At 47.3% G+C, this 23,333-nt stretch carries 21 protein-coding genes, 1 riboswitch and 1 other annotated feature; of the genes, 12 read left to right on the top strand and 9 right to left on the bottom strand.

Features of this window, described 5'->3' with window-relative positions:
- Nucleotides 1-12: 12 nt before the first annotated feature.
- Nucleotides 13-1,059: a taurine ABC transporter substrate-binding protein gene (locus BMW43_RS13770; protein WP_091748673.1), complete on the top strand. Its 1,047-nt coding sequence runs from the start codon at nucleotides 13-15 to the stop codon at nucleotides 1,057-1,059.
- A 27-nt stretch (nucleotides 1,060-1,086) separates the two neighbouring features.
- Nucleotides 1,087-1,905 (top strand): ABC transporter ATP-binding protein, encoded by an 819-nt coding sequence (locus tag BMW43_RS13765; protein WP_218140687.1) that lies wholly within the window; start codon nucleotides 1,087-1,089, stop codon nucleotides 1,903-1,905.
- Nucleotides 1,906-2,050: 145 nt separating this feature from the next.
- Here the strand turns inward: BMW43_RS13765 and BMW43_RS13760 are convergent, their stop codons facing one another.
- The 5 genes from BMW43_RS13760 to BMW43_RS13740 all read right to left on the bottom strand — a co-directional run bounded on the left by BMW43_RS13760 (nucleotide 2,051) and on the right by BMW43_RS13740 (nucleotide 5,434).
- Nucleotides 2,051-2,884 carry a PTS system mannose/fructose/sorbose family transporter subunit IID gene (locus BMW43_RS13760; protein ID WP_091748670.1) on the bottom strand — a complete coding sequence of 278 codons (834 nt, stop codon included), beginning with the start codon at nucleotides 2,882-2,884 and terminating at the stop codon, nucleotides 2,051-2,053.
- Nucleotides 2,885-3,646, bottom strand: a complete 762-nt coding sequence (locus BMW43_RS13755) for a PTS sugar transporter subunit IIC (protein WP_091748667.1) — start codon at nucleotides 3,644-3,646, stop codon at nucleotides 2,885-2,887.
- A gap of 64 nt (nucleotides 3,647-3,710) precedes the next feature.
- Entirely contained in the window at nucleotides 3,711-4,490 is a 780-nt protein-coding gene (locus tag BMW43_RS13750; protein ID WP_091748663.1) for an SDR family NAD(P)-dependent oxidoreductase, read from the bottom strand.
- Nucleotides 4,491-4,514: 24 nt separating this feature from the next.
- Nucleotides 4,515-4,991, bottom strand: coding sequence for a PTS sugar transporter subunit IIB (locus tag BMW43_RS13745; protein ID WP_091748660.1), 477 nt, complete (start codon nucleotides 4,989-4,991; stop codon nucleotides 4,515-4,517).
- A 20-nt stretch (nucleotides 4,992-5,011) separates the two neighbouring features.
- Nucleotides 5,012-5,434 (bottom strand): PTS sugar transporter subunit IIA, encoded by a 423-nt coding sequence (locus BMW43_RS13740; RefSeq protein ID WP_091748657.1) that lies wholly within the window; start codon nucleotides 5,432-5,434, stop codon nucleotides 5,012-5,014.
- A gap of 479 nt (nucleotides 5,435-5,913) precedes the next feature.
- On the opposite strand from BMW43_RS13740, the gene BMW43_RS13735 reads away from it, so the two are divergent.
- Nucleotides 5,914-8,403: a sigma-54-dependent transcriptional regulator gene (locus BMW43_RS13735; protein ID WP_245732477.1), complete on the top strand. Its 2,490-nt coding sequence runs from the start codon at nucleotides 5,914-5,916 to the stop codon at nucleotides 8,401-8,403.
- A gap of 65 nt (nucleotides 8,404-8,468) precedes the next feature.
- Here the strand turns inward: BMW43_RS13735 and BMW43_RS13730 are convergent, their stop codons facing one another.
- The gene (locus BMW43_RS13730; RefSeq protein ID WP_091748652.1) at nucleotides 8,469-10,202 is read right to left on the bottom strand and encodes a tetratricopeptide repeat-containing glycosyltransferase family protein; all 1,734 of its coding nucleotides are present in this window, start codon (nucleotides 10,200-10,202) and stop codon (nucleotides 8,469-8,471) included.
- 233 nt (nucleotides 10,203-10,435) lie between these two features.
- Complete coding sequence (locus BMW43_RS13725; protein WP_091748650.1) at nucleotides 10,436-11,590, bottom strand: acyltransferase family protein; 1,155 nt, start codon at nucleotides 11,588-11,590, stop codon at nucleotides 10,436-10,438.
- 364 nt (nucleotides 11,591-11,954) lie between these two features.
- Here BMW43_RS13725 and BMW43_RS13720 point away from each other — a divergent pair, with 364 nt between their 5' ends.
- The 4 genes from BMW43_RS13720 to BMW43_RS13705 all read left to right on the top strand — a co-directional run bounded on the left by BMW43_RS13720 (nucleotide 11,955) and on the right by BMW43_RS13705 (nucleotide 13,645).
- Entirely contained in the window at nucleotides 11,955-12,290 is a 336-nt protein-coding gene (locus BMW43_RS13720) for an STIV orfB116 family protein (RefSeq protein WP_091748647.1), read from the top strand.
- A 106-nt stretch (nucleotides 12,291-12,396) separates the two neighbouring features.
- Nucleotides 12,397-12,624, top strand: a complete 228-nt coding sequence (locus BMW43_RS13715; RefSeq protein WP_091748644.1) for a hypothetical protein — start codon at nucleotides 12,397-12,399, stop codon at nucleotides 12,622-12,624.
- Between the two features lie 11 nt (nucleotides 12,625-12,635).
- A complete protein-coding gene (locus BMW43_RS13710; RefSeq protein ID WP_091748641.1) occupies nucleotides 12,636-12,950 on the top strand; it encodes a spore coat protein in 315 nt (104 codons plus the stop codon).
- 116 nt (nucleotides 12,951-13,066) lie between these two features.
- Nucleotides 13,067-13,645: a hypothetical protein gene (locus tag BMW43_RS13705; RefSeq protein ID WP_091748638.1), complete on the top strand. Its 579-nt coding sequence runs from the start codon at nucleotides 13,067-13,069 to the stop codon at nucleotides 13,643-13,645.
- A gap of 124 nt (nucleotides 13,646-13,769) precedes the next feature.
- On the opposite strand, the gene BMW43_RS13700 is transcribed toward BMW43_RS13705, so the two are convergent.
- Nucleotides 13,770-15,107: a PepSY-associated TM helix domain-containing protein gene (locus BMW43_RS13700; protein ID WP_091748635.1), complete on the bottom strand. Its 1,338-nt coding sequence runs from the start codon at nucleotides 15,105-15,107 to the stop codon at nucleotides 13,770-13,772.
- Between the two features lie 21 nt (nucleotides 15,108-15,128).
- Complete coding sequence (locus tag BMW43_RS13695) at nucleotides 15,129-17,363, bottom strand: TonB-dependent receptor (protein WP_091748632.1); 2,235 nt, start codon at nucleotides 17,361-17,363, stop codon at nucleotides 15,129-15,131.
- Nucleotides 17,364-17,513: 150 nt separating this feature from the next.
- Nucleotides 17,514-17,696, bottom strand: a riboswitch (cobalamin riboswitch).
- Between the two features lie 149 nt (nucleotides 17,697-17,845).
- Nucleotides 17,846-18,117: a binding site (T-box leader), on the top strand.
- Between the two features lie 94 nt (nucleotides 18,118-18,211).
- Between BMW43_RS13695 and BMW43_RS13690 the strand changes: the two genes are divergently transcribed.
- From BMW43_RS13690 to BMW43_RS13670, 5 genes are all read left to right on the top strand, one after another.
- Nucleotides 18,212-18,784 (top strand): tryptophan transporter, encoded by a 573-nt coding sequence (locus BMW43_RS13690; protein WP_091748629.1) that lies wholly within the window; start codon nucleotides 18,212-18,214, stop codon nucleotides 18,782-18,784.
- Nucleotides 18,769-19,641: an energy-coupling factor ABC transporter ATP-binding protein gene (locus tag BMW43_RS13685; protein WP_091748627.1), complete on the top strand. Its 873-nt coding sequence runs from the start codon at nucleotides 18,769-18,771 to the stop codon at nucleotides 19,639-19,641. The genes BMW43_RS13690 and BMW43_RS13685 overlap by 16 nt, the downstream gene beginning before the upstream one ends.
- Entirely contained in the window at nucleotides 19,628-20,446 is an 819-nt protein-coding gene (locus BMW43_RS13680; RefSeq protein WP_245732470.1) for an energy-coupling factor ABC transporter ATP-binding protein, read from the top strand. The genes BMW43_RS13685 and BMW43_RS13680 overlap by 14 nt, the downstream gene beginning before the upstream one ends.
- A complete protein-coding gene (locus BMW43_RS13675; RefSeq protein WP_091748621.1) occupies nucleotides 20,439-21,107 on the top strand; it encodes an energy-coupling factor transporter transmembrane component T family protein in 669 nt (222 codons plus the stop codon). Before BMW43_RS13680 ends, BMW43_RS13675 begins: the two co-directional genes overlap by 8 nt.
- Before the next feature lie 291 nt (nucleotides 21,108-21,398).
- Nucleotides 21,399-23,150: an ABC transporter ATP-binding protein gene (locus BMW43_RS13670; protein WP_091748618.1), complete on the top strand. Its 1,752-nt coding sequence runs from the start codon at nucleotides 21,399-21,401 to the stop codon at nucleotides 23,148-23,150.
- Nucleotides 23,151-23,333: the final 183 nt, after the last annotated feature.

Below are 23,333 nucleotides of genomic sequence, written 5' to 3'. Positions count from 1 at the left end.
GGGGATTTATGTATGAAACAAAAATTAAAGAGGCTGTTACTGGCCAGCGGACTTATTCTTGCTTTAGCAGTGCAGTTAACCGGCTGCGGCAAGAGCCCGGACACCAAAACGGCTGCCACTGAGGCGGCGAAACCGGAAGTTGTGAATATCGGCTTTCAGGATATTCCTAATGATGAAATTGTCGCTAAAGTGAAGAATTGGTATGAAAGTGAACTGGGTGTGAAGGTAAACTTCAAAAAGTTTGATTCCGGTCGCGATGTCAATAATGCCTTTGCGTCGAAGAGCATCGACATTGCCCTGGTGGGCACAACGCCTGCAGCGGTAGGGATTGCCAAAGGAGTTGGCTACGAGGTTTTCTGGATTCATGATGTCATTGGTGCGGCCGAGTCGCTGGCGGTAAAAAATAGTGCCAATATCAATTCCATTAAGGATTTAAAAGGCAAGAAGGTAGCGGTACCGTTTAGTTCGACGGCTCATTACAGTTTGCTTAATGCGTTGAAGCTGGAAGGCGTCAATCCTTCGGAAGTGAAAATTCTTGATATGCAGCCGCCTGATATCTTTGCTGCCTGGCAGCGGGGCGATATTGACGCCGCTTATGTCTGGAACCCGGTATTGGGCAAATTGCTGGCCGATGGAAAAACGCTGACTGATAGCGGCAAGCTGGCCGAAAAAGGCATCGTAACAGCCGATGTCGGTGTGGTAAGCAAAGAGTTTGCTCAAAAGTATCCTGATATTGTGGCAAAATACATCAAGGTACAGCAAAAAGCGCATGACCTGTATCAAAGCAATCCCGATGAGGCTGCCGAAGCCCTGGCTAAGGGTCTCAATATTGACAAGGCTGATGCCTTGAATCAGACTAAGGAATTAATCTGGCTGTCGGCGAAAGATCAGCTTTCCGATAAGTATTTCGGGACCAGTGCCAAGAAAGGCGATTTGGCTAAAATCTTAAAAGCAACCGCTGATTTCCTGGTTGAGCAAAAAGCCATTGAAAGTGCGCCGGGACAAGAGACGTTTGATCAGGGAATTAATGCTACATATATTGAAGGCGCTTTAAAATAGGCGGGCAAACAGGAGGTTGACGGCAACATGATGGCTGTAGACGGTCAGGGCAGGCTAGAGAAAACTGCAGTAGTCGCTTTAAAAGATGTGTCACTGAGCTATAACTCGAATAAGGATGACAATGCTCTGGAACATATTGATCTTACGTTGACGGAGGGAGAGTTTGTCTGCCTGCTGGGCCCTTCCGGTTGCGGCAAAAGCACTCTCTTGAAGATTATAGCCGGCTTTATATCGCCCACTGCCGGTACGGCCGTTATGGATGGCGAACCGATCAATGGAGCCGACTGGCATCGTGGGGTGGTTTTTCAGCAGCCCCCTCTGTATCCATGGCTCAATGTAATGGAAAACGTCATGTTTGGCCTGAAAATGAGAAACATCCCGGTCCATGAGAGCCGCAGACTGGCGGAGGAATATATAGATAAGGTGGGACTAAGGGAGTTTCGCCATTGCAAGCCCTATGAGTTGTCCGGCGGCATGAAACAGCGCGTTGCCATTGCCAGGTCGTTGGTCAACAAGCCACGGGTGCTATTGATGGATGAGCCCTTTGGCGCTTTGGACGCCTTAACCCGGGAACAAATGCAGATATTGGTACGAAATATCTGGTGGGATTCCAAATGCACCATCTTGTTTATTACTCATGATGTGGACGAAGCGCTATCCTTGGGCACCAGAGTCATCGTCATGTCCAAACGGCCCGGTCGAATCCTCCGGGAGCTTAAAACGGAATTTACCTATAAGATTAGCGGCGATAATTCCAACCGCACCCGGTATTCGGACCAGTTCCTTGAGCTGCGCGAGGAAGTCCTTAATCTAATTAACCGGCAGGAGTTAACGTATCAGGTGTAACTTTTCCAAGGGAAAAGAGTTCTGCTTTGGTGAAAACAACTTTAGGTTTTAAGTGAAATCGACAGATACATGCAATAAAGCGCTTCAGTAGGGAGATGCCTACTGAAGCGCTTTACTTTGGGGTGTGCCCAGAGTGCGTTAGATCTTAAAATATACCGAATGCTGCTCCGACCCCTGACAGAATAGTGATAATGCATAAAACGGTTGTGGATTTCATTTTTTTGTTCAATAGATATAAAGTGAATAATGTCGTTACTAAGGGTAAAAAGCCTAATAACAATTTATCCAATACATCGGCCTGTAATTTTAGCACTGATTCTCCGAGTTGGAAAGAAACCGGAGTGGACAGAGTGACGAAGCTGGCGCTAAGACCTCCTAATACGATGCCACCCATGGTTTGTGCTACGGTCATTACTTTTTGGATCATATTGCCGGCCATGATTTTCTGAAGACCCTCACGGCCGAGAAAATAACCTTTCATCCACAGGTTATAGGCGATTGTGAACATAATCAACGGCATCAGGATAATATACAGGCCGACTCCGAGTAAATTTCCCTGCGAGGAGATGCTGAGCGCAAAGGAAAGGAGGATCGGTGTTAAGGTGCCTTGCCATAGGGTGTCGCCTATGCCGGCAAGCGGTCCCATTAAGCCGGTCTTTAGACCATTTATCATTTGATCGCTGATTGGTTTGCCTTTTGCCCGTTGTTCCTCCAGCGCAATGGTAATTCCACCAATAATGCTGCCAAAATGAGGTTCGGTATTGAAGAATGCCAGATGGCGTTGTAGGGCCAGCGTTGACTCTTCTTTGTTATGACCATACAGTTTTTTGAGAATGGGAGATAAAGCGTGGACAAAACCATTAGCCATCAGCCGTTCGTAATTATAGTTGGATACATAGAAAAACATCCATAACCAGAAGGATTTTACCACATCACTTTTTTTAAGCAAAGCTTGGTCTGGTTTTTCTTGTCCGGTCATTTATCTCGCCTCCTGATCTTTCATGGAAAGTTCTGTGTAAAGTATGGCAATGATGAAGCCAATAATGGAGATAGTGATAATGGGAACATGGAAATACACCTGAAGAATGAAGCCGATCAGGAAGAACAGCAGGATATATTTGTTGACGATTGCCCGCAAATTCATGGCAATGCCCAAAGCCGGCAATACACCGCCAATCACTGTAAGAACATGAAGCGGTGTTCCGCTGAGCGACTGAATCATCCGGGTCATGATATCTGCGCCAAAATATACACCTAGGGCTACGGGCACGATGGTGATAAAGGCAAGAAATAATTGAGGCGGGACGACATTAAAAAAGTTTACTTTTCGATAATCTCCTTCGGCGGCGGCTTTATCAGCCATATGGACAAAGGCGATATCCACCGTCATTCTCAGCGTGAACAACATTGTGCCCAGTAGTCCAATGGGAACGGCTAAAGACACGGCTACCTGTGGTGTTGCGCCGGCGGCCATGGCTAAAGCGGTTCCCATCGTGCCGGCTAAGCCGGGATCCATCGGAACAGTACCGCCTGCCGAGATATAAGCCAGATAGGGTAAATTGATGGCTGCGCCGATAATGCAGCCGGTTACCGGATCACCAAGTATAAATCCTACTAACGTACCGGCAATCAAAGGTCTGTTGGCAATAGTGGCTCCCAGGTTGGTCAGCCAGGGGGTTCCGTTAAATCCCAGGTAGTAAACGACACCAATCAATATGGCCTGAACAATATCTATCGACATGTTATATAATCCTCCCGTTAAAAATTTGCAGGTGAAAGCTTACTTAGGAGACAGTTGCAGTTTATTAAGATAGCAGACTGCCGCCAGTCAGATTTAAGGCTTGGCCGGTCATATATTCTGATTGCTCACTGGCTAGAAATAATGCCATATCAGTAAAATTTTTATAACTGCAAACACGGCCGAGCGGAATAGTCTTGCAGAAATAAGGCATGACTTCCTCAGGAGTCATATTACGTTTGCGTGCATAGTCGGTGACTTGTTTATCCCACATAGGGGTTGGCACTACGCCCGGACAAATAGCGTTGGCACGGATTCCCTTGCGGGCAAATTCCAAAGCAATGGATTGTGTTAAGCCAATAACGCCAAATTTGCTTGCACAATAGGCCTGATATTGAGCTCCTGCCTTTTTTCCGGATTGGGAAGATAGATTGATAATGACTCCGCCATTCTTGTTTTGAAGCATGTGTGTTACGGCATTTTGGCAACATAAAAATGCACCTTTAAGATTAACAGCTAATGTTGAATCCCAAATTTCTTCTGTGCAGTCAAGAAACGGCAGTATTTTGGATATGCCAGCGCAGTTCAGCCATATATCGATGCAGCCAAATTCATTTGCTGCGGTATCGCCGGCAGCCCAAACAGAGGTTTTACTGGTAACGTCTACTTTTTGATATATCGCTTTGCCTCCGCAGGCAATGATTTCTGCCGCGGTACGTTCGGCGGCTGATTCATTAAGGTCAAGCACAGCAATAGCTGCTCCCTCTTGCGCAAACGCTTTTGCTGCAGCTGCGCCAAGACCGCTGCCGGCCCCGGTTATGACCACCGATTTTCCTTCTAATAACATTCTGAGTCTCCTTTCTTTTAAGTTTTATTTTAAATATTCTTCCACACCAACTGCCTGCTGGTCAGGAATAATATGAATCACCAGCTCCGTGCCATGGGTGATGATTTGTTTAAAGGTTTTTCTTTCCTGCGGCGAGGCAGAAATGTTTTTGTAGAATTTCGTGCGTTCCGGATTGGCGCCCATACCGCCAATGACTATTTTGGGCAGTGACAGTCCTGTTTCTAACAGCGTTAAAAAACTTTCCGGGACTTTGGCAAGCAGCATAATTCTTTCAGTATCCTTCATTTTCTGAATGGCTGCTGCGGCTTCCGTACAATGATAAATATCCAGTTTAATTTCCCGGGGAACAGCCATGGCAATAACTGATTTGAGAAATTCATCGGCTGCTGTTTCGTCATCAATGATAACAATATGGTTAGCGCCGACAAATTGCAGCCAGGCTGTCATCACCTGTCCGTGAATTAGTCGGTCATCAATACGGGCTAGAACGATTTTTGCCATTTCAAATTTTCTCCTTTTGCCTACACGGCTTTATTTTTGCTGAGTTCAGCAAGCAAGTCTTTGATGCCGCCATGTGCTGCCAGTATGGCGGCTTCCGTCATGCTGTCCAAATCTTCGTTTAGTATTCTTTTGCCGATAGCTTCTAATAGCATTGGCAAGTTCACGCCGGTAATGGCTTTAATTTTGTGGGTTTTCATTTGCGGATAATTTAATGCCACTTGATTAGCCGGGCTGGCAGAGAACAAATCGGTAAATAGCAGGACTCCATCGCCGTCATCCAATTCCAAGACATTTTGGCAAATGGATTTACCAAAGGCATTGATATCATCTCCGTGCAATACACTTAAGATATTGCATTTTTTTTGTTTTCCAATGATTAACTCTGCGGCATCTAAAAGCCCTTCGGCAAGTTTTCCGTGTGTTGCAATTAATATTCCAACCATTTTTCCACCTCCTGAATCGACACTCGCAATGATCATTTCTTGTTATTTCATTACGTTGCTGCTTATTCTTATTGCAAGTAGCATGCCAAATTGAAATTTGGATATGTGTGTCAAGCAAAATGCCGATAATGTGGGAAAAAACAGGGATTGTTATTAATAATTGCAGCTATGTGTGTCAGAATAGGAGGGGGGGGTTAAGCAGTTTGTGCTGCTTAGTTTTTTGCAAGAGGAACTGTGTCTTATGTGTGTCGGAAGTGTGTTGTTTGCAGTATAATAGAAGATGAATTGTGTCATTGAGAGAGGATGTAAATATGGACAAGAGTTCAAGCCGGAAAGAACGCATTTATCAGTTGCTGAAGAGACATTCTGAGAAAAATATAGAGACTGCAGATATTTTTGATTATGGCATGCATACTGTTGGTATTTCCGGTGAGCTTCATATTGACCGGGCTAATGTTAGCAGGGAGTTGAACCGTCTAGTGGGCGAACAGGCTGTAATTAAAGTAGCCGGTAAACCGGTCGTGTATTTTGCTAAGCATGTCCTGGAACATCGCTTTGGTATGAGCTTTACACAAGCTGTCTTTGAAGACAGAACAAGTTTTTTTGAACTGATGGAGTCCTGTCTGAAAAGAACGGATGAGCGATGCGTTCAGCCAAGTGTTGCTGTCGATCCGTTTTTTTCCAATGGCGAAAGCAGGGCAGAAGCCGCCAAGCGGATTTTTAATACGATGATTGGCGCGGATTCAAGCCTTAAGAACCAAATAAAGCAAGCAATTGGAGCCATTATTTATCCTCCTAACGGGCTGCATACTTTTCTGATAGGACCTACCGGCGTTGGTAAAACCACATTTGCCGAACTTATGTATCGTTATGCTGTTGAAATAGGTAAATTGAAGGAAAACGCTCCTTACATTATTTTTAATTGTGCCGATTATACCGGTAATTCTCAATTGTTACTGTCATACTTATTTGGACATGTTAAAGGAGCTTTTACCGGCGCCGAGAGAGAAAAAAGCGGCTTAATTGATGCAGCTAATGGTGGTATTTTATTTTTGGATGAGGTTCATCGCCTGCCACCGGAAGGGCAGGAAATGTTATTTTCACTAATGGACCGGGGACGATTCCGAAGATTGGGAGAGTCTGACAATTTGCATCAGGCGAATGTCCTGTTCATTCTGGCCACAACAGAAAGCCCGGAGAAGTCAATATTGACAACCTTTTTGCGCAGAATCCCCTGTGTAATTAAATTGCCCGGCCTGGCAGAACGTCCGATGAAAGAGCGGATGCAGCTTATTTGTTCGTTTTTCACTGAAGAGTCAAAAAAAATAAAACTTCCGGTTACTGTATCGACAGAAGTTTTAAAGTTATTTTTGTTATATGATTGCAAAGGCAGTATCGGGCAATTGAGAAATGATATTCAAATTACTTGCGCCAATGCTTATGTAGATTATCTTACGGAAAACAAAAACAAGTTTTATATCAAACTTTCGCACATGGCCAGCCGGTTTGCTGAAGGTGTTTTCATTATGGAACAAAAGCGGGAAGAACTTGTCCAGAACTTTGATCTAAATGCGGTGGTAGAGCTGACTTTTAACGATGAAACTCCGGAAGGAGAAAATCAAATCCGAAAAATTTTGTTTCATGATGATTATAAGACGGAAGAGGATTTTTACGAAAGTATTTTGGACAATTCACGGAAGTATTTTGAGGAAGGAAGAACAATTACTGATATAAAAAAGAGTATCAATCAGCAGGTTGAAGAATATTTCTCAAAATATCCATGTGCAAATATTAATAAGAAGAATCATGAAAATAATTCTGTATTATTTAAGATTGTACAAGAGCGGGTAGTAAGTGCTGTAAAGGAAATATTAATTGAAGTTGCAGAAACACTGCATATTTTTATTGATTCCAAGATTGTTTACAGCCTGGCACTTCATATAGAAACGCTTATCGAACGTATAAAGGCCGGCGTGTATGTATATAGATCGTTCCGGCCCATTGACGAAGTGAATCTAAAAGATGAATATGCGATGGCTGTGAGTATCAGAGAAAAGCTAGAACAGAAACTCAATATAGAAATACCCGGGGAAGAAGCTGCTTTTATCGCCATGTTTCTCTATGCATTGCAAAATAATGATAAACAACACTATATTGATGTGGTTGTTATCACACATGGGGACACGACGGCAAGCAGCATGGCCAGTGTGGCCAATAAGCTTTTAGGGACTGAGCATGTAAAAGCTATTGATATGCCCCTCACGGAAACGGTACATGATACATTGCGTAGGACCGTGGAACTGGTGCGTGAACTGCAGACTTCTAAGGGGGTATTCCTCTTAGTAGATATGGGATCGCTGGCGGCGTTTGCCGAAGCAGTTACTAAGCAAACCGGGGTTCCGACCGGTTCGCTTAAAATGGTCAGTACACCCATGGTCATTGAGGCAGCCAGAAAGTCGATGATGCCGAATATGACACTGGAATTACTGGTCGAGGAGGTTAAGAATACAAGCGTTTTCATAGGGGAAGGCGCAGGTGTGCCTTCTGTGAATGAAGGAAAGTCAGCGGATGATAAGAAAAATGTATCGGAAATTGTTCAAGGAGATTATTTTGATCATGATCATGAAAAAATGATGATGCTATTAGGACGGGTGCTGACTTTTTTGAATCCCGTAAAAGCTTATGAATTGCTCAATCAGGTGTATACTTCACTTTTGGCGCAATTAGATATTGCTCCTGATCGAGGCTTGAAAATTAAGTTTATGTTTCACAATATGAGTATGATTGAGCGAATCATTTCTAAAGAAGTTTTTGATTATGTAAAATTAAAGGATTTGAAAAAAGAAAAGAAAGCAGTATTCCTTACTGTAAAAACGGAGTATAAAGTGGTTGAAAACGCATTCGGAATTAAGATTCCCGACAGTGAGTTTGCGTATATTGTGGAAATGATAAGTATTTATTTGACGTAAGATGGGGGCAGGGGGTCTTTGAAGGGGAAAGGATGGGACATTCGGGACTCTGATCATGTTAAGTATTATCCGCTGTAGGGTGGATCCGTTGCATTTAGCTTTGTAAGCTGCGGGGAGGTAGTTTGATTATTAATAGCCATCAGCTCAAGAGCTTGCTTAATTCGCAATACTACATCCTCCCAGTTTCCCGGTGTGGTTTGATGAAACAGGCGCAACGTCGGATACCAGGGACTGTCGTCGCGATGCTGTAACCAACGCCAGCAACTGTCCACCCGATTGAGAACCCAGACCGGTATACCAAGTGCTCCTGCCATATGGACCACCGAAGTGTCGACGCTAATGATTAAATCCAGATTGGCAGCCAGCCCTGCCGTGTCCGCAAAGTCCTGACATTCGTCGATGAGCGTAATCAGGTCTAATTCCTGAGGTGGGAACGGGCCGTCTTTTTGCAGACTGTAAAATTGGACACCGGCGACTTCTTTTAGTGGCAATAGTAAGTCGGGGGCAATGGAACGTCGCTGGTTGGCGGCAGCCAAGGCGGTGGAATACAGCCGGGGATTGCCGGACCAGACCAACCCAACCTTTAGAAACTGGCTGTTGCCGTTAGGCAGGCGGTCTCGCCAGTAGGCTACCGTTTCGTCGCTTACCGAAAGATAAGGAATTTCAGCGGGAATGGTGGTTAACGATGTATTAAACGCGTTAGGCAGACTCATCATCGGACAATAGAAATCATGCTTTGGTAAAGGATCGCCGACGGTGATAGTCTGCTCTATGCCGGGTAGGGAGCCGATCAGTCGGGCCAGTCCGGGCTGTACTTCCATAATGACACGCAGTCCGAGTGATGCGGCGCGGGGGGCGTAACGGCAGAATTGTAGGGTATCGCCCAAGCCCTGCTCAGCCCGGATTAACAAGACCGCGTCCTTGACGATTTTCCCATTCCAGAGTGGTTTGTCCGTGCCCCGATGCAGATGAGCCATTTGCGGCGTTTGCAAGCGCCATTCAAATTCGCGCCAGCCTCTTTTTAATTGTCCGTCGGATAACAGGGCGATGGCTAAGTTCTTATGGAAGTCCGCATTGTTTCTGTCTAGCGGGATAGAGCGTTCCAGAAATGGAAGGGCTTTTTTTAGCTGACCGGTGGAACGGAAGGCGACACCGATATTATTGATAGCTTCCGGATAGTTAGGCTTGAGAGACAGAGCCCTTTCAAACAGCCGGATACTTTCGTTAAAATCTCCCTGATAATAAAGCAGCATGCCATAATTATTCACTGTTTTGGGATCAGCCGGGTCGAGGGCAAGCGCTTGGGCATAACAATGGGCTGCTGCTGTTAAATCTCCCTGGCGAATGAGTGCTACGCCCAGACTATTCAAAGCCTCCGTATATTTCGGTTTTAAAGAAAGCGCATGAGAAAAGGCCTGGATTGCCTGCACGTTGTCGCCGCAGGTTAAAAAAATGCTCCCAATCCGGTAATGTGCCTCGGCAAAATCGGGCTTTATTTCGATACAATGTTGAAAGGCAAGAAAGGCTTCGTGCTGCTTTCCCTGTTGGTTCAGCGCCTTACCATAGTCGTAATATAGCCTGGCGGAATTAGGATTAAGTACCAGCGCTTTTTCAAACCATTCCGAGGCCTGAGTGGCATGCCCCAGGCGATAGTCGATAATTCCTATCAGACTCAGATGAAGGACATCCTTGGGGTTTGTTTGCAGGGTGGTAAAACACATTTTTCTTGCCTCTTTAAGCTGTCTGACACTGGTTCCCAGCAGGGCAGTTTCAAGTTTTTTCCGTAATTCAGGTTGCATACAATATCACCTTCTGATTAGTGGTTCCAGACATGCTTACATGATCGAAAGGTTGTCTATGAATTGTATTATAAATTTTGTTGTTCAAGGTGAAGAACGTCGGTTCATGAAAGAAAAACGAAAAAAATCAAAGGGATCATCTCTTTGGGTCTGGCGATGGACAGGAAAATCAAGACGCCTTAGCTCGGCTGTACCGGGCTAAGGCGTCTCGATCTTTGAGTTTTATAGCTGTCTTAAGAGTGGACTGGGGGAGACTTTTTATTTTTCCCCAATGATAAAACCGGTTGAATGATGTATTCCGCCAGCAGGAAACATAAAAGCAGTGTGACGATGGAAACGCCGGTATATTTCAGCCAAATATTAATGTCCAGTTTTTGAACCAGACAGCCGATGGGAATAACGACACATTGGTGAATAAAATAGATAATATAGGAATTGGCAGCAAGCCGGCGCCACAGGTAAGCGCTGCTGTCAAAGAAATTCTGGAATACGGCGATCAGACCAAAGGTTGCTGTCATGGCGAAGGTGGCGTGCGTGAGAGCATGGCCAATCTTAAACGGCAGGGGGACTTCAGGCATGAGCGTAAAGGTTACGCGGTACAGCAAAAATACGATCAGCATAATGATGGCACTGGCGCTCCAGGGGATAAGGCGGGGACTGTAATCGCCGGGAGTGAACCAGGACTGTTTCCAGGCATATACGCCCAGGCTGAAGTAGCAAAGATGGAGCAGGAGCCTGACCGGCTGGATCATAAAAATATATTTTACATTCAGCCAGGTATCATTCCAATAAAATAAGTTGGCACTGAAGAAGCAGGCGGCGGTAAGCAAGGCGAAAAAAGGAAAAAACCAGACTGGCGGCATACCCTTTTGCCGCGGTGTGTTCAGGTAAGACGGCTTAACCAGATGGAAAACGGTGAGCAGCAGGAAAAACAGAGTCAGGATACCAAGAAACCAGAAGTGCCCCTGCTGATAAAAAGGGCCCCAGAAGCCGTTACTCCAGAAATCGAAAAAGTTGGGTGGTACCGGCATACGGCTGAAAAAAGTGCTGTAAGCTATCAAGGGGGCAATGAACAAGACCCCACCGATCCAGGGAATAACGATGCGCCGCAGTTTATCCTGCCAGAAGGCGCCAAGCCCCTTTTTGACCAGCACCATAGGCGCAAAATAACCAGCCGCTAAGAACATGATCGGCATAATATACACATCGGTTTCCAGAATAAAGTAATCAAAGAATTTACTTTTTTGAATGTCATTTACTGTCCACCATTTGAGGTCCCAGGTGGTATAGCCCATGCCGATGTGGAAGATGACCATAAGCAAAATGATAAATGCTTTCAGATTATCAAAAAAATATAAACGATTGCGGCTGATTGCTTGCAGTTTCATGCTATTCCTCCTTGAGCAAATTTGCTTGCGCTGTATTTCTTCCACAGCTAATGGGTAAACCCTTCTTGAAATTGTAGAAATATTCAAAAATTAAGCTGGTAATAGCTGGTTGGATCATGTGATACCTGGTGGACCTTTTATGGTATACTAATGATAATGCCCGGTTTCTAATGGTCTGTCTACTCTAAAATCATAATTGCTTTACGGGACTTTTCCACAATGCTTCCTTGTTGTTGACTTACACATGTCCGATATGTGTGCTTCCGTTGCCTTGCCTTGCGAAAAAATTCCTGCGAATTCTTTTATACTTTTAAAGTAGACAGAACATTTGGGCCGGTTAGGAGAACGTGTAAGGAGAATGACCATGAAAAATTGTCAACCGCTCGCTATCTTGAATGGCGCTATCGTGACGGCAGACGGTGAATATTCCTGCCGGACGATCAGTTTGCAGGAAGCCCGGGATCTGGTGCAAGATGCGCCGGAGATTGTTTCGGCCGTAGGACATGAGGCTACGGCAGAGCTATTGACCGAATTATTTAATCGAAAGATTTGTTTTAACCGGATTAATTTTCAGCAAGCAGCGGGGCAGGATGCCCTGGTGTTTAAGCTGAACCGCCGATCGCCGGAAGGCGTAGTCCTTACCAAGGCTGAGATTGAAAAAATCGGTTATCAATTTCAACTGCTATCGCGCATTTCTTAGTACATGGCCGTCGTAAGACGGCTTTTTATTGCCCGCTGCCAAATTACCTTAAAGGATGATTTTTATATTTTGGGGAAGGATATCCATAAAGGAGGGAGATTGCCCGATGAGACAACTTGCTGCTATTGAAGTCCTGGCGTTAACTAAAAGTCTGGAAGGCGAAATGCATGCCCTGTCCATGGCTAAAACCAGTTTAATAAACATGAAGGATGAGGACCTGAAAAGTGTAACCCAGGTAGGAATTAAGGCAACCGAGATACGAATAGCCAGGCTGCAGGAGTTTATTGCCGAAAACAATATGGTTCCCAATATCCAACAAAATACTGTTCAGTAGAGGTGAATACCATGGCATCGTTAATAGGGTCGATATTTTCCGTAGGTGACACGGCATCAGACCAGACTATGGCCTATATGGCGGCGGTAAGTGCAGCCGGGACGGCCAATGCTTATTTTTCGGCTGCTGTAGTGGCTATAACTCCTGAGGTCAGACAGTTATTTAGCGAGTTTGGTTCTGAAATGTTAACGGGACACGGGCAGCTGCTTAACCTGATGCTGCATAAAGGCTGGATAAATCCTTATGATGAAACCAATCAGCAATTGCAAACCGTAGTAACTCATTCGATGCAAGTACTGCCATCCGAGCATCAGCATAGAATATAACCAACAAAACCTGTCCAACTATTGGACAGGTTTTGTTATGGTAGGTACCTATTTCGACAAAATATGCCTGGAAATTCAAGATATAATCAAATTTTAATCTTGAATGGAGTGTTATGATGAAAAAAATCGTTCTTCTAACAGTTTTTTGTTTACTCGCTCTTGTTATGGGAAACACCGTATTGGCCCAGGAAACTCCCGATTCGCAAAAGGTATACAATATCGCGATTGTGCCGTACTTTAATTCAACCGAGGAGAAGGCGGGGTATGTAGAGGAAATCGTTAACGGCAAATATACTGAACAATACTCCAATCAAAATTTTCACCGGATTCCTTCAGTGGAAGTACAAAAGGTGTTAAATGAGGCAGGCTATGATGTCTCCAACATGGAACTGCCTGACAAGGACGTTCTAGCGGCAGTGGCTAAGCAGACAAATGCCGATTATGTCATTGCCATGGAGATTTCGGAACTGATTACGACCAGACATCTCAGTTACTTTCAGAATAAAGTGGTGACCAAGACAAAGCTGCGCTATAAATTCTATAATGCCGGGCAAGATAAAGTTACTTCCTTCCAGGTGACTGGGTTGTCTGAAAATAAAGCGGTGCTTGGTTATACCGGTTTTAAAGATCCGATCACCAAGGCGCTGAATCAGGCAATGGATGATGCCAACCAAAAAGTTATGACCTATTTGTAGACAATGACAATTAAAAGGCCTGCTTGCGGTCTCGATTAACAGGCAGGCATAACAAAGACTCTCATTCCGTAGGGATGAGAGTTTTGTTATGCCGCAGTAAGGCAGCAATTTGTTTGTAATAAACTTATGGAGAGTCAGCATTGATTTTGTTCTTATACCACACCATGGCAAAAAGTAACAGTGGCAGAAACAGAGCCAGGGTGCCGGCCATTTCAAAATAGCCGCCGTATAGCGATATAACGAGTCCTCCCAAAGGGAGAAGGCCGAACATGGACAGGAGAACCCAACCGGATTTTAGCAGGTTAGGTGGTGCGGTGGGGTTTTCCTGCCGATAGACGGTATTTTTCCAACGGGTCAGCCAGACATAGATGCCGGAGATAATCATAGCCATGGTAATGAGAATATAAACTGACCAAATGATTTTCGTCACTAGTAAAGCGTGATTGTGAGTATGCAAATTGACAAACACGGCGGTAACCGGCAAATACCAGGGAAGCGGCTTGCGAAAACAGGCCGCAGGGCCGCTTTTTTCGCCGGCAGACGCAGCAACAAACAGGGGTTGTCCCATAAAGTCGTCAGGCCCTGCCGCTAGCGGCTTGATATAGAGGGTATATAGATTGCTCTTTGGTTCCGGCATTTTGAGAAAGATAACGACTTCATTGTCTAAGGCCTGGTTGGCTGTCTGCAGTGCTGTCCAGGGTGGCACTGTTATCTGGTTTTGACGGTAAGCCGGCAGCTGCTGTGCTGCTTCACTGCGTGCCGCCATGAGGTAGGAGCTGTACCCCAGGGAAAATAGGACGATCATCACCCCGCTCAGGCATAATACCAGAGCCCACATCCCGGCGGCTAGCCCTGTGAATTTATGCCAGTCGGACCAGAGCGTGCGGCGGGAATGGCGTCTGATCATTCCCGCCGGAAGTTTTTTTATCAGCGGGGCATAAAGCCAAAATCCTGATATCAGGGAAAGACAGCTTAAGAGGCAGAAGCAGCCTAAAAATAGCATACCTCCTTTACCTAAGCCCAGGCGTACGTGTAATGTGCTCATAAACTGCAGGAAAGCCTGAAGGGCAGGATATTTAAGCGCGATGCCGCTTTGATCGGTTAGCATCTGTGTCCCTACCTGGTAGGCAACCTGCTGTTCCGTTTCTGCTCCGGAGGCCGACAGGTGCGAGTTATTATTCAAGTCTTGCAGACGAAAGAGAAGATCACCCCTGTCTGCCTTAGCGGAAACAGCCTTGATTCTTTTTTCCGGGTACGCTGAGTGTATTGTCTGAATGCCTTGCTCCAGTCCTTGCCAAAGTGTGCCATAGCTTAGGGACTGCGGCTTTTCCGGTGGCTGCAGTTGATTCCACTCGCTAATTTCTTCCTTGAATAAAAGTGGCAGCCCTGTCAGACAAAGCATTAGGAAAAAGAAGGCGCAGAGCAGACTGCCCCAGCGGTGGATGCTGTAAACATATTTCATAAACTCATATCTCCGATGCGGTTAGAGCGAATAATTCATGCTTAGACTATAGGTTCTGCCGCTGGTTGCTTCCGAAGCGTAAAATTTGCGGTTGAACAGATTCTGAATACCAAATTGCAGGGTAGACTGGTCATTCACTTTGTAATTCAGCGAGGTATTTACCACAAAGAAAGCATCTTCGGAAGTATATTCGCCGGTAGACAGATCCGGGCTTTGCCGTTCACTGACATATTGTACATCGGTTAACCAGTTTATTTTGTTTTTGCTATATTCCACACCGGCATGCAGTAAATGCTTGGGAATATCCCAGTTGCGGGTTGTTTGGCCGCTGGATGTATTTTCACCGCTTTCAAAGGTATAGTTAAGATAGGAGGACCAGGTTGGGGTCATCTTGCTCTTCAGTTCAAATTCAATGCCTTTAGCCATACCGCTGTCCATATTGTAGTAAGCGGTAACCGAATTTTTGGTTGCCTTAGCAATTTTGTCTTCAGTTTTAACCCGGAACACAGTAACGCCCAGTGAGGTTTTCTGGTCCATTTGTTGCTTCATGCCGATTTCAAAGGTGTTTGAGGTCTCCGGCTTTAGATCGGGATTGGCTTGTATGGAACTCATGGAAGTTCCGGCTCGGCGGTATAACTTATAGATTGTCGGGGGATTGAAGGAGTGACCGTAACTGGCGTAATATTTGGTCCGATCATTTTGAGCATATGAAAAAGCTATTTTTGGGCTCAGTTCGGTAAATTCGGCGGAGGGATAATCCTGTCTGGTACTGCTGACTATGCAGTAGCCGCCTTCTTTATTGTACTGATCCAGGCGAAGCCCGGTATACATGGTCCAGCGGTCGGATACGGCATATTCATCCTGGGTGAAAATAGCCCAGGAGTTGGTGGAACCTTCGCTTTGGGTGGTTAAAGCCCCCGTTGTGCTCCAGTCGCGCCAGTGACTCAGCTCGTAGGAACTGTAAGTCATTTTTTCCTTTATCCAACTAAAGCCGGAGACGATGGTATGGCGGCTGAAATCCCAGGTTTTTTGGGCATCCAGATTATAATTTTTGCTGGGATACAGCGCCAGGGTGCCGCTGCCTGTCCAGTTGATTGAGTTGGCGGAAGAACTGGCAGAACTGTAACCTTCTTTTGTCACATCGGACAGACCCAGCCCGACAGTGATCTTATTTTCTGTATCTTCGTATTTGAGTCTGTGAAGATCCTGATCTCTTTCACCAACATATCCCAGATAAGCGGAAGGTTTCAAGGTCACATATGTATTGTCCTGGGTTAAGACGGTGCCGCCGAAGATGGGATTGCCGTTGCTATCATAAGCGTAGGTGAAGGGATTGTTGTAGGAATACTGGTAGTTATTATGCATATATGAGTAGGAGATTGTTTTACTTGTATCCAGTATGTAATTCAGGTCGATAAAGTAATTCTCACTGAGTTTGCTTTTTTCGCCGCGGCCGCCAATTATGTAGCTGCCGTTACTAAGCTTGGGCAGTGTTACGCTTGCAGAAGCCGTACCTGAGGCGCTGCCGCTGGCCGTGGAATAATAGCCGGCATAGCCGTCGGTGGAGCGTTTTTCATAACCGGTGCTGAAGGAAAGCTTATCGTTGGCGCTGCCGCCAATTCTAATTCCCCGCTGCCAGGTATTGTTGCTGCCTGTTGACAGGGTCAGATCGGTCTTTACTTCACCAGTGGCCGGATTCGGTTTTTTGGTGATAATATTGATAACGCCGGCAACCGCATGGCCGCCGTAGAGCGAGGAGCCGGCTCCCCGGACAATTTCAATTCTTTCCACGTCGCTGATGGGGAAAGAATCCCAGGCTACACTGCTGTCAAAAGAGGTATTTATCTGTTGGCCGTTGTACAGGACAAGAATATTGCCGCTGCTGAAGCCGCGTATCGACAAGGCATCCTTTGTTTCTGCCGTAGGTTTTACATACAGGCCGACTTCATTTTGCAAAGCTTCCCGTAAACTAAAAACATTGCGCTTCTTTAAATCTTCCGCAGTGATGACCGTCACATTGGCCGGCACATTTTTGAGTCTTTCGGCGACTCTGGTTGCTGTAACGATAAAGTCGTCAAAGGTATATTCCGGAACTTGGTCTGATGCTGTTGTTGCCGTTTGTTCTGCCGCCTCCTGGCTGCTTTCGGTTGCCACCGGTTCCGCCGAAGTTGCCTCCGAAGGAGCTGCTTGCACCGATGTGGCTATTGTCATACAGGTCAGCAGCATAATTCCGAATCTTTTTGTAGTAAAATTCATCTGTTCTCTCCCATTCCTCTGTTAATTTTGAAATAAAAGCAAACATACCTTTGACCGGAAGCAAATAAAAATGAGCTTTTCCCACGCAAAGAAAAGCTCATTGTTCATATTCACAATAAGTAAATCCCCTTCCCATCGCTCGCAGGTCAAACGGTGATTGCTAAACAGGCAGTTCTCCTGGCTCCAGTTCATTGCTCCTTCGCGCCTTCCCAAGGCTGTCGCCCCAGTGACATAATTGCGAATTTGCTCCCTGATACAGTGGCGGGACCGCGCTGACTTTACATCAGACTTCCCTATTAAGTCCTTTCGGACACCTGTTTCAATACGATATGAAATTTTTGGCTATTCACTATGGGTTATCGTATCAGTTGTTTTTCCTGTTGTCAATGCCTGGTTCGACAAAAAATGCATACTCTAAGGGAGGGCAACGGCTATTGACATTTCTCTTGTAAACAGCGTATACTGTATGAAAACACATATGTTGATCGCCTATGATCAGGAAGAGTACACATAATGCGAAGGTTGCAGCGAGCCAATGGTAGTGAGAGTTTGGCACTGTTCGGTATGTCGAATGGACCTGTGAGGTGCAGCCCGATCCAGCCAGGCTGGGGTAGGCGCTGCCGGAGTCTTTCGCCGTTATAGCAGGAAAGAGGATATCAGACAGTGTTGTCTCGTATCTTAGCGTGAGCGGGCTATAGTTATATGGCCAATCAGGGTGGTACCGCGTGAGTTAGCACAACCTCTCGTCCCTACAGTCGTAGTGATGAGGGGTTTTTTGTTTTTTCTTTATGGCAAACTGTTACTGTTAACCGGCCGGGCCGGACAATACATCGAAGGGGGAATGGGAAATGGAACAGAAACCGGAACTTATCCATTATGAGGCCAAGGGAGGAAAGTATCGCTGGGTGGCTGTCACTTCACTGCTATTGGCTATTGGCGCCATTTTGAAGATGGTTACACCGGGTATTGCCGGGGTGACTCCCAACTGGACCATTGCCATGTACTGCATTGCGATAAACCTGATCCGCCCTAACCTGGGGCAGGCGATCGGCATCGGGCTGGTAGCCGGTGCGGTTAATATTCCTTTTTCCAAGTCGGCCTTTCCTTACGGAAATCTGGTCAGCGAACTGGCGGGAGCCGTCGTTTGCACCCTGCTGGTCAGTGCCTTGGCTGAACGCAAACTTGGTTCGTTAAACATCCGGCCGGCTGTAACCGGCTTCTTGAGCACCGTAACGAGCGGGCTGGTGTTTACCGGCATTTTGAAGGTGGTGCTGTCGCTGCCGCTGGAGGCCTATCTGTATGGTATGCTGCCGGTGGTATTTGTGACGGCCGCCATCAATACGTTAATCACACAACTGCTGTATTTCCCGGCGCAACGGCTGTTCGAGGCCAAGGGAGGCGCGTCATGTCCGAAATCGTAATTGACGGTCTGAGTTATCTGTATCCCAAGGCTGCTAAACAATCCTTGGAGAATGTGTCGCTCCGTATTGCCCCGGGGGATTTTGCGGTACTGACCGGCTTTAACGGCAGCGGCAAAACGACGCTGTGCCTGGCAGTGGCCGGAGCCGTACCGCTCTACTATGGGGGCGCTATGGCGGGACAGGTAAGGCTCGGACAGGATAAGACCACCGATTTGGGGATTTGCGAGATTGCCGAAAAGGTGGGGCTGGTTATGCAGGATTATGAAAGCCAGCTGGTGGCCTTGACGGTCGAGGAGGAAGTCGCCTTTGCTCTGGAGAACCGCGGGATGAAACAGGCGGATATTGCCGTAAGGGTGAAAGAGGCACTGGTTCTGGTAGGGCTGACCGGGCAGGAAAGCCGGCGGACAGCGGATTTATCCGGCGGACAAAAGCAGCGGCTGGCCATTGCCTCGGTGCTGGCCACTAAACCGCAAATTCTGGTGCTGGATGAACCGGCTTCCGCGCTGGACCCGGAAGGAACGGCCGGTTTATACCGGCTCTTGCACCGGCTGAACCGGGAACAAGGGCTGACTATTCTGGTGGTGGAGCATGACCTGGCGCAGGTATTGCCGTATGCATCCCAGTTTATTTTGCTGGGTAACGGCAAAGTCGAACAGGAGGGGAAACCGGCTGAGGTGCTGCGTTATATAGGCAGCCACAGCCGGTACGCCTGCTGTCTGCCGCCGTTATGGCAGATAAAACTGAGTTTGGAAACCAAATATGTCTGCTGGAGCGATTGGAAAACAGACGAGGATGCCGTGCGGGAACTGCGCGACAATCTGGACAGTCAGGAGGCCGGGAAACGTGCTTGTATGTAATCGTGTCAGTTTTGCCTATCCCAAACAGAGCCCGGCCGTGGACGATGTGTCGCTGACTATCGGTGCCGGTGAATATGTCGCGGTAGTCGGCCGGAACGGCAGCGGCAAAACCACGCTGACCCGCCTGATTATGTCGCTGATCAAACCAAGCCAGGGGGAGATTACTTTTGACGGCAGCAGTACAAGGCCTTATACACCTGCCGACATGGCCCGTCATGCGGGATATGTGTTTCAAAATCCGGCGCGGCAAATGTTCCATGATACGGTGTTGGCGGAAGCGGCCTATGGACCTTTGCAACTGGGCTTCTCCGGACAGGAAGCACTGGGCCGGGCCGGGGCGGCGCTGCTGCGGGTAGGGCTTGCTGGTCAGGAAAAAGCCTATCCGGCGGCGCTTTCCAAAGGGCAGAAACAATGCCTGGCGGTGGCTTCGGCGCTGGCTATGGAGCCGCGGCTTTTGATTCTCGATGAGCCGACCAGCGGACAGGACGCGCGGGATAAGGCGGCTTTTATGGATATGCTGGAGCAACTTCAGCAGGCAGGCCTGGCTATCTTGCTGATTACCCATGATATGAACCTTTTGGCGGAGCGGGTGCCCAGAACCATTGTCATGGCCGGCGGCAAGGTGTATGACGGCGCGACGGCGGAGCTGTTTCAGCAGCCTATGGTGGCGGAGTGGGGACTGACGCCGCCGGCGCCGGTGTATATTTCCCGGCAGCTTGCACCGTACGGAATCGGTTTGGCTACGGCAACGGATGAGTTGGTGAACGCTTTAAAAATGCGGGAAAGAGGTGGCTTGGATGGGTAACCTGGCGCCTTTGACCAAAATTATTTTTACTATGCTGGTATCCGTCTGGGCGGTAGCGCTGGCTTCACCGTTTGCCTTACTGCTGTTGGTGGCCGTACAACTGGCATTGCTGCTGGCCGGTAGGGTGGAAGCCAAAACCTACAAGGCGGTTGCCCTGTTGGGGCTGTTTGCCGTCTTCTTGTTTATCTTACAGTATGTGTTTGTCCGGGATGTGCGGCTGGCTATCGTCACCGGGCTTAAAATGCAGGCCATGGCCATGGTGTTTATTTTGGTGCTGGCTACGACCCGGGTACAGGATCTTACGGCCGCGCTGGTCGCTCAGTGCCGCATTCCCTATGAATACGCGTTCATGTTTACCTCGGCCTTGCGGTTTGTGCCGGATTTTCTCAGCGAAAGCCAGACCATTCAAGAGGCGCAGGCTTGCCGGGGGTACAGCACCAGGGGAAATCCGGTCAAGCGGTTGATCAATTATCTGGCCATCGTTAAACCGTTGGTGCTGCGGGCTATTAGCCGGTCGGAAACGATGGCGCTCAGTATGGAACTGAGAGGCTTTGGCAGCTGCCGGCGCAGTGTTAGTGCGAGGGTTGCGCTAAGGACGGCCGATTATGCGGCCTTAGGTGTGATGCTGGTTGTTACGGCCGGTGTTTTTTATAAGCTATAAGCCAGTGCGGATAAAACCAAATGCCGGACCCCACGGCTTCTGCCACTCCAAGATAGTGTTTTAGCGAAGTTGGCAAGGGAAATAAAGGAAAGGAACCGTTCGTCGGAAGACGGGCGGTTTTTATTTGTTTTGAGGGGGAATCCTGTCTCTTTTTGCGCTTGCCTAGCGGAATATGGTAAGATGGAGGAAGGGCGTGTTTTCAACTATCCGGAATGTTGCCTGAAGGCGCTTTATTGCGGAACCCATTACCGGTTTCCGGCGCTGCTTAGTTTGTGTACAATGGAGGTAACTATGTCGATTTGGTCCAGTTTTATTCAGTATTATAAGCCATACCGGCGAATTTTTTTCATCGATCTGGCTTGCGCGTCTGGAGTGGCGCTGGTGGATATTTCCTTTCCCCAGATTTTGTATTATCTGACTCATTATGTGTTTGTCCGCAGCGCGGCAGAAATTTTGCCGATCCTGGGCTGGATTGCTGCCGTCATGTTTTTTCTGTATGGCATCCGGTATGTCTGCCAGTATTATATCACCACCTGGGGCCATATTATGGGCGCCCATATGGAAAGCGACATGCGGCAGGATTTATTCGACCACTACCAGCGGCTGTCCTTTTCCTACTATGACCGCAATAATACCGGGGAGATGATGTCCAAGCTGGTATCCGACCTGTTTGATATTTCCGAGCTGGCCCATCATGGACCGGAGAACCTGTTTATCTGCAGTCTGAAAATTGTCGGTTCCTTTGCCCTGCTGCTCTTTCTCAATGTCAAGATGACTTTGATTCTGGCTGTTGTCACCGGTTTGATGATTGTTTTCAGCATCTATAAAAATCGCCGGATGAAGGCCGTGTTTATGGATAACCGGAAAAAGATTGCCGGTGTCAATGCACGGGTCCAGGACAGCCTGGCCGGCATCCGGGTGGTTAAATCCTTTGCTAACGAGGATTTGGAGCGGGAGAAGTTCTGCGACAGCAATGAACAGTTTCTGGATTCGAAAATCAACAGCTATCAGATTATGGGAACCTTTCAAGCCGGCAACGGACTGTTTCAGGGGCTGCTGTATACGGCGGTTTTAGTCAGCGGTGGCTTCTTTGTGGCCGAAGGAGCGCTGCGGGGTTCCGACCTGGCGGTGTACGCCTTATATATCGGAATTTTTATGAATCCCATTGATGTGCTGATCAACTTTACCGAGCAGTTTCAGCGGGGCTATTCCGGGTTCAAACGATTTTTGGAAGTCATCCATACCACGCCGGAGATTTTGGAAAAGCCTCAGGCCATGCCGCTGGGTGAAGTGAAAGGAAATATTGAGTATAAGAACGTATCGTTTCACTATAATCAAAACTCACAAGTGCTTGACGATGTGAATATTTCCATTGAAGCCGGCAAAACAGTCGCATTGGTGGGACCGTCAGGCGGCGGCAAGACGACGCTTTGTTCCATTCTGCCGCGTTTTTACGATGTCAGCGGCGGCGCCGTGTTGATTGACGGCAAGGATGTGCGGGACGTTACGCTGAAATCGCTGCGTAGCGCCATCGGCATCGTGCAGCAGGATGTCTATATGTTTGCCGGTTCCATCCGGGAGAACATTGCCTATGGCCGGCCCGAGGCGACGGAAGCGGAAATCATGGAGGCGGCCAGGCATGCCAACATTCACGATTTTATCATCAGCCTGCCTGACGGCTATGACAGCTATGTGGGCGAACGGGGCACCCGTCTGTCGGGTGGACAGAAACAAAGGTTGGCGATCGCCCGGGTATTTTTGAAAAATCCATCCATCCTTATTCTCGATGAAGCTACTTCGGCCCTGGATAATGAAAGCGAGCGCTATATTCAGGCTTCGTTGGAAAAACTGTCCAAGGGCCGGACGACGATTGTGGTAGCCCATCGCCTAAGCACCATCCGCAATGCCGACGAGATCATCGTTATCAATCAGAACGGGATTCAGGAGAGGGGCAATCACGAGGAGTTGCTGGCGAGAAACGGACTGTACGCCAAGTATTACAATATGCAGTTTGAAGGGTTGGATGAGCTGCAGCCGGATTGATACGGCCGGGGAATTGGCAGGCCGGAACGGAAGTAAAGAAATGAAAGATGGAAAAAGGAGGACTGTTTCAATATAGATTGAAACAGTCCTCAGGCTGTCGAAGAACCCATGGCTTTTTAGAAACCGAGAGCCATGGGTTTTCTATGTAACAAAGAAAATATTGAAAAAACGTAATAATAGACA

The sequence above is a fragment of the Propionispora vibrioides genome, assembly GCF_900110485.1.
GTDB lineage: Bacteria > Bacillota > Negativicutes > Propionisporales > Propionisporaceae > Propionispora > Propionispora vibrioides.
The sequence above is the reverse complement of the archived record's forward strand: the minus strand, read 5'-3'. Positions and strand labels throughout refer to the sequence as shown.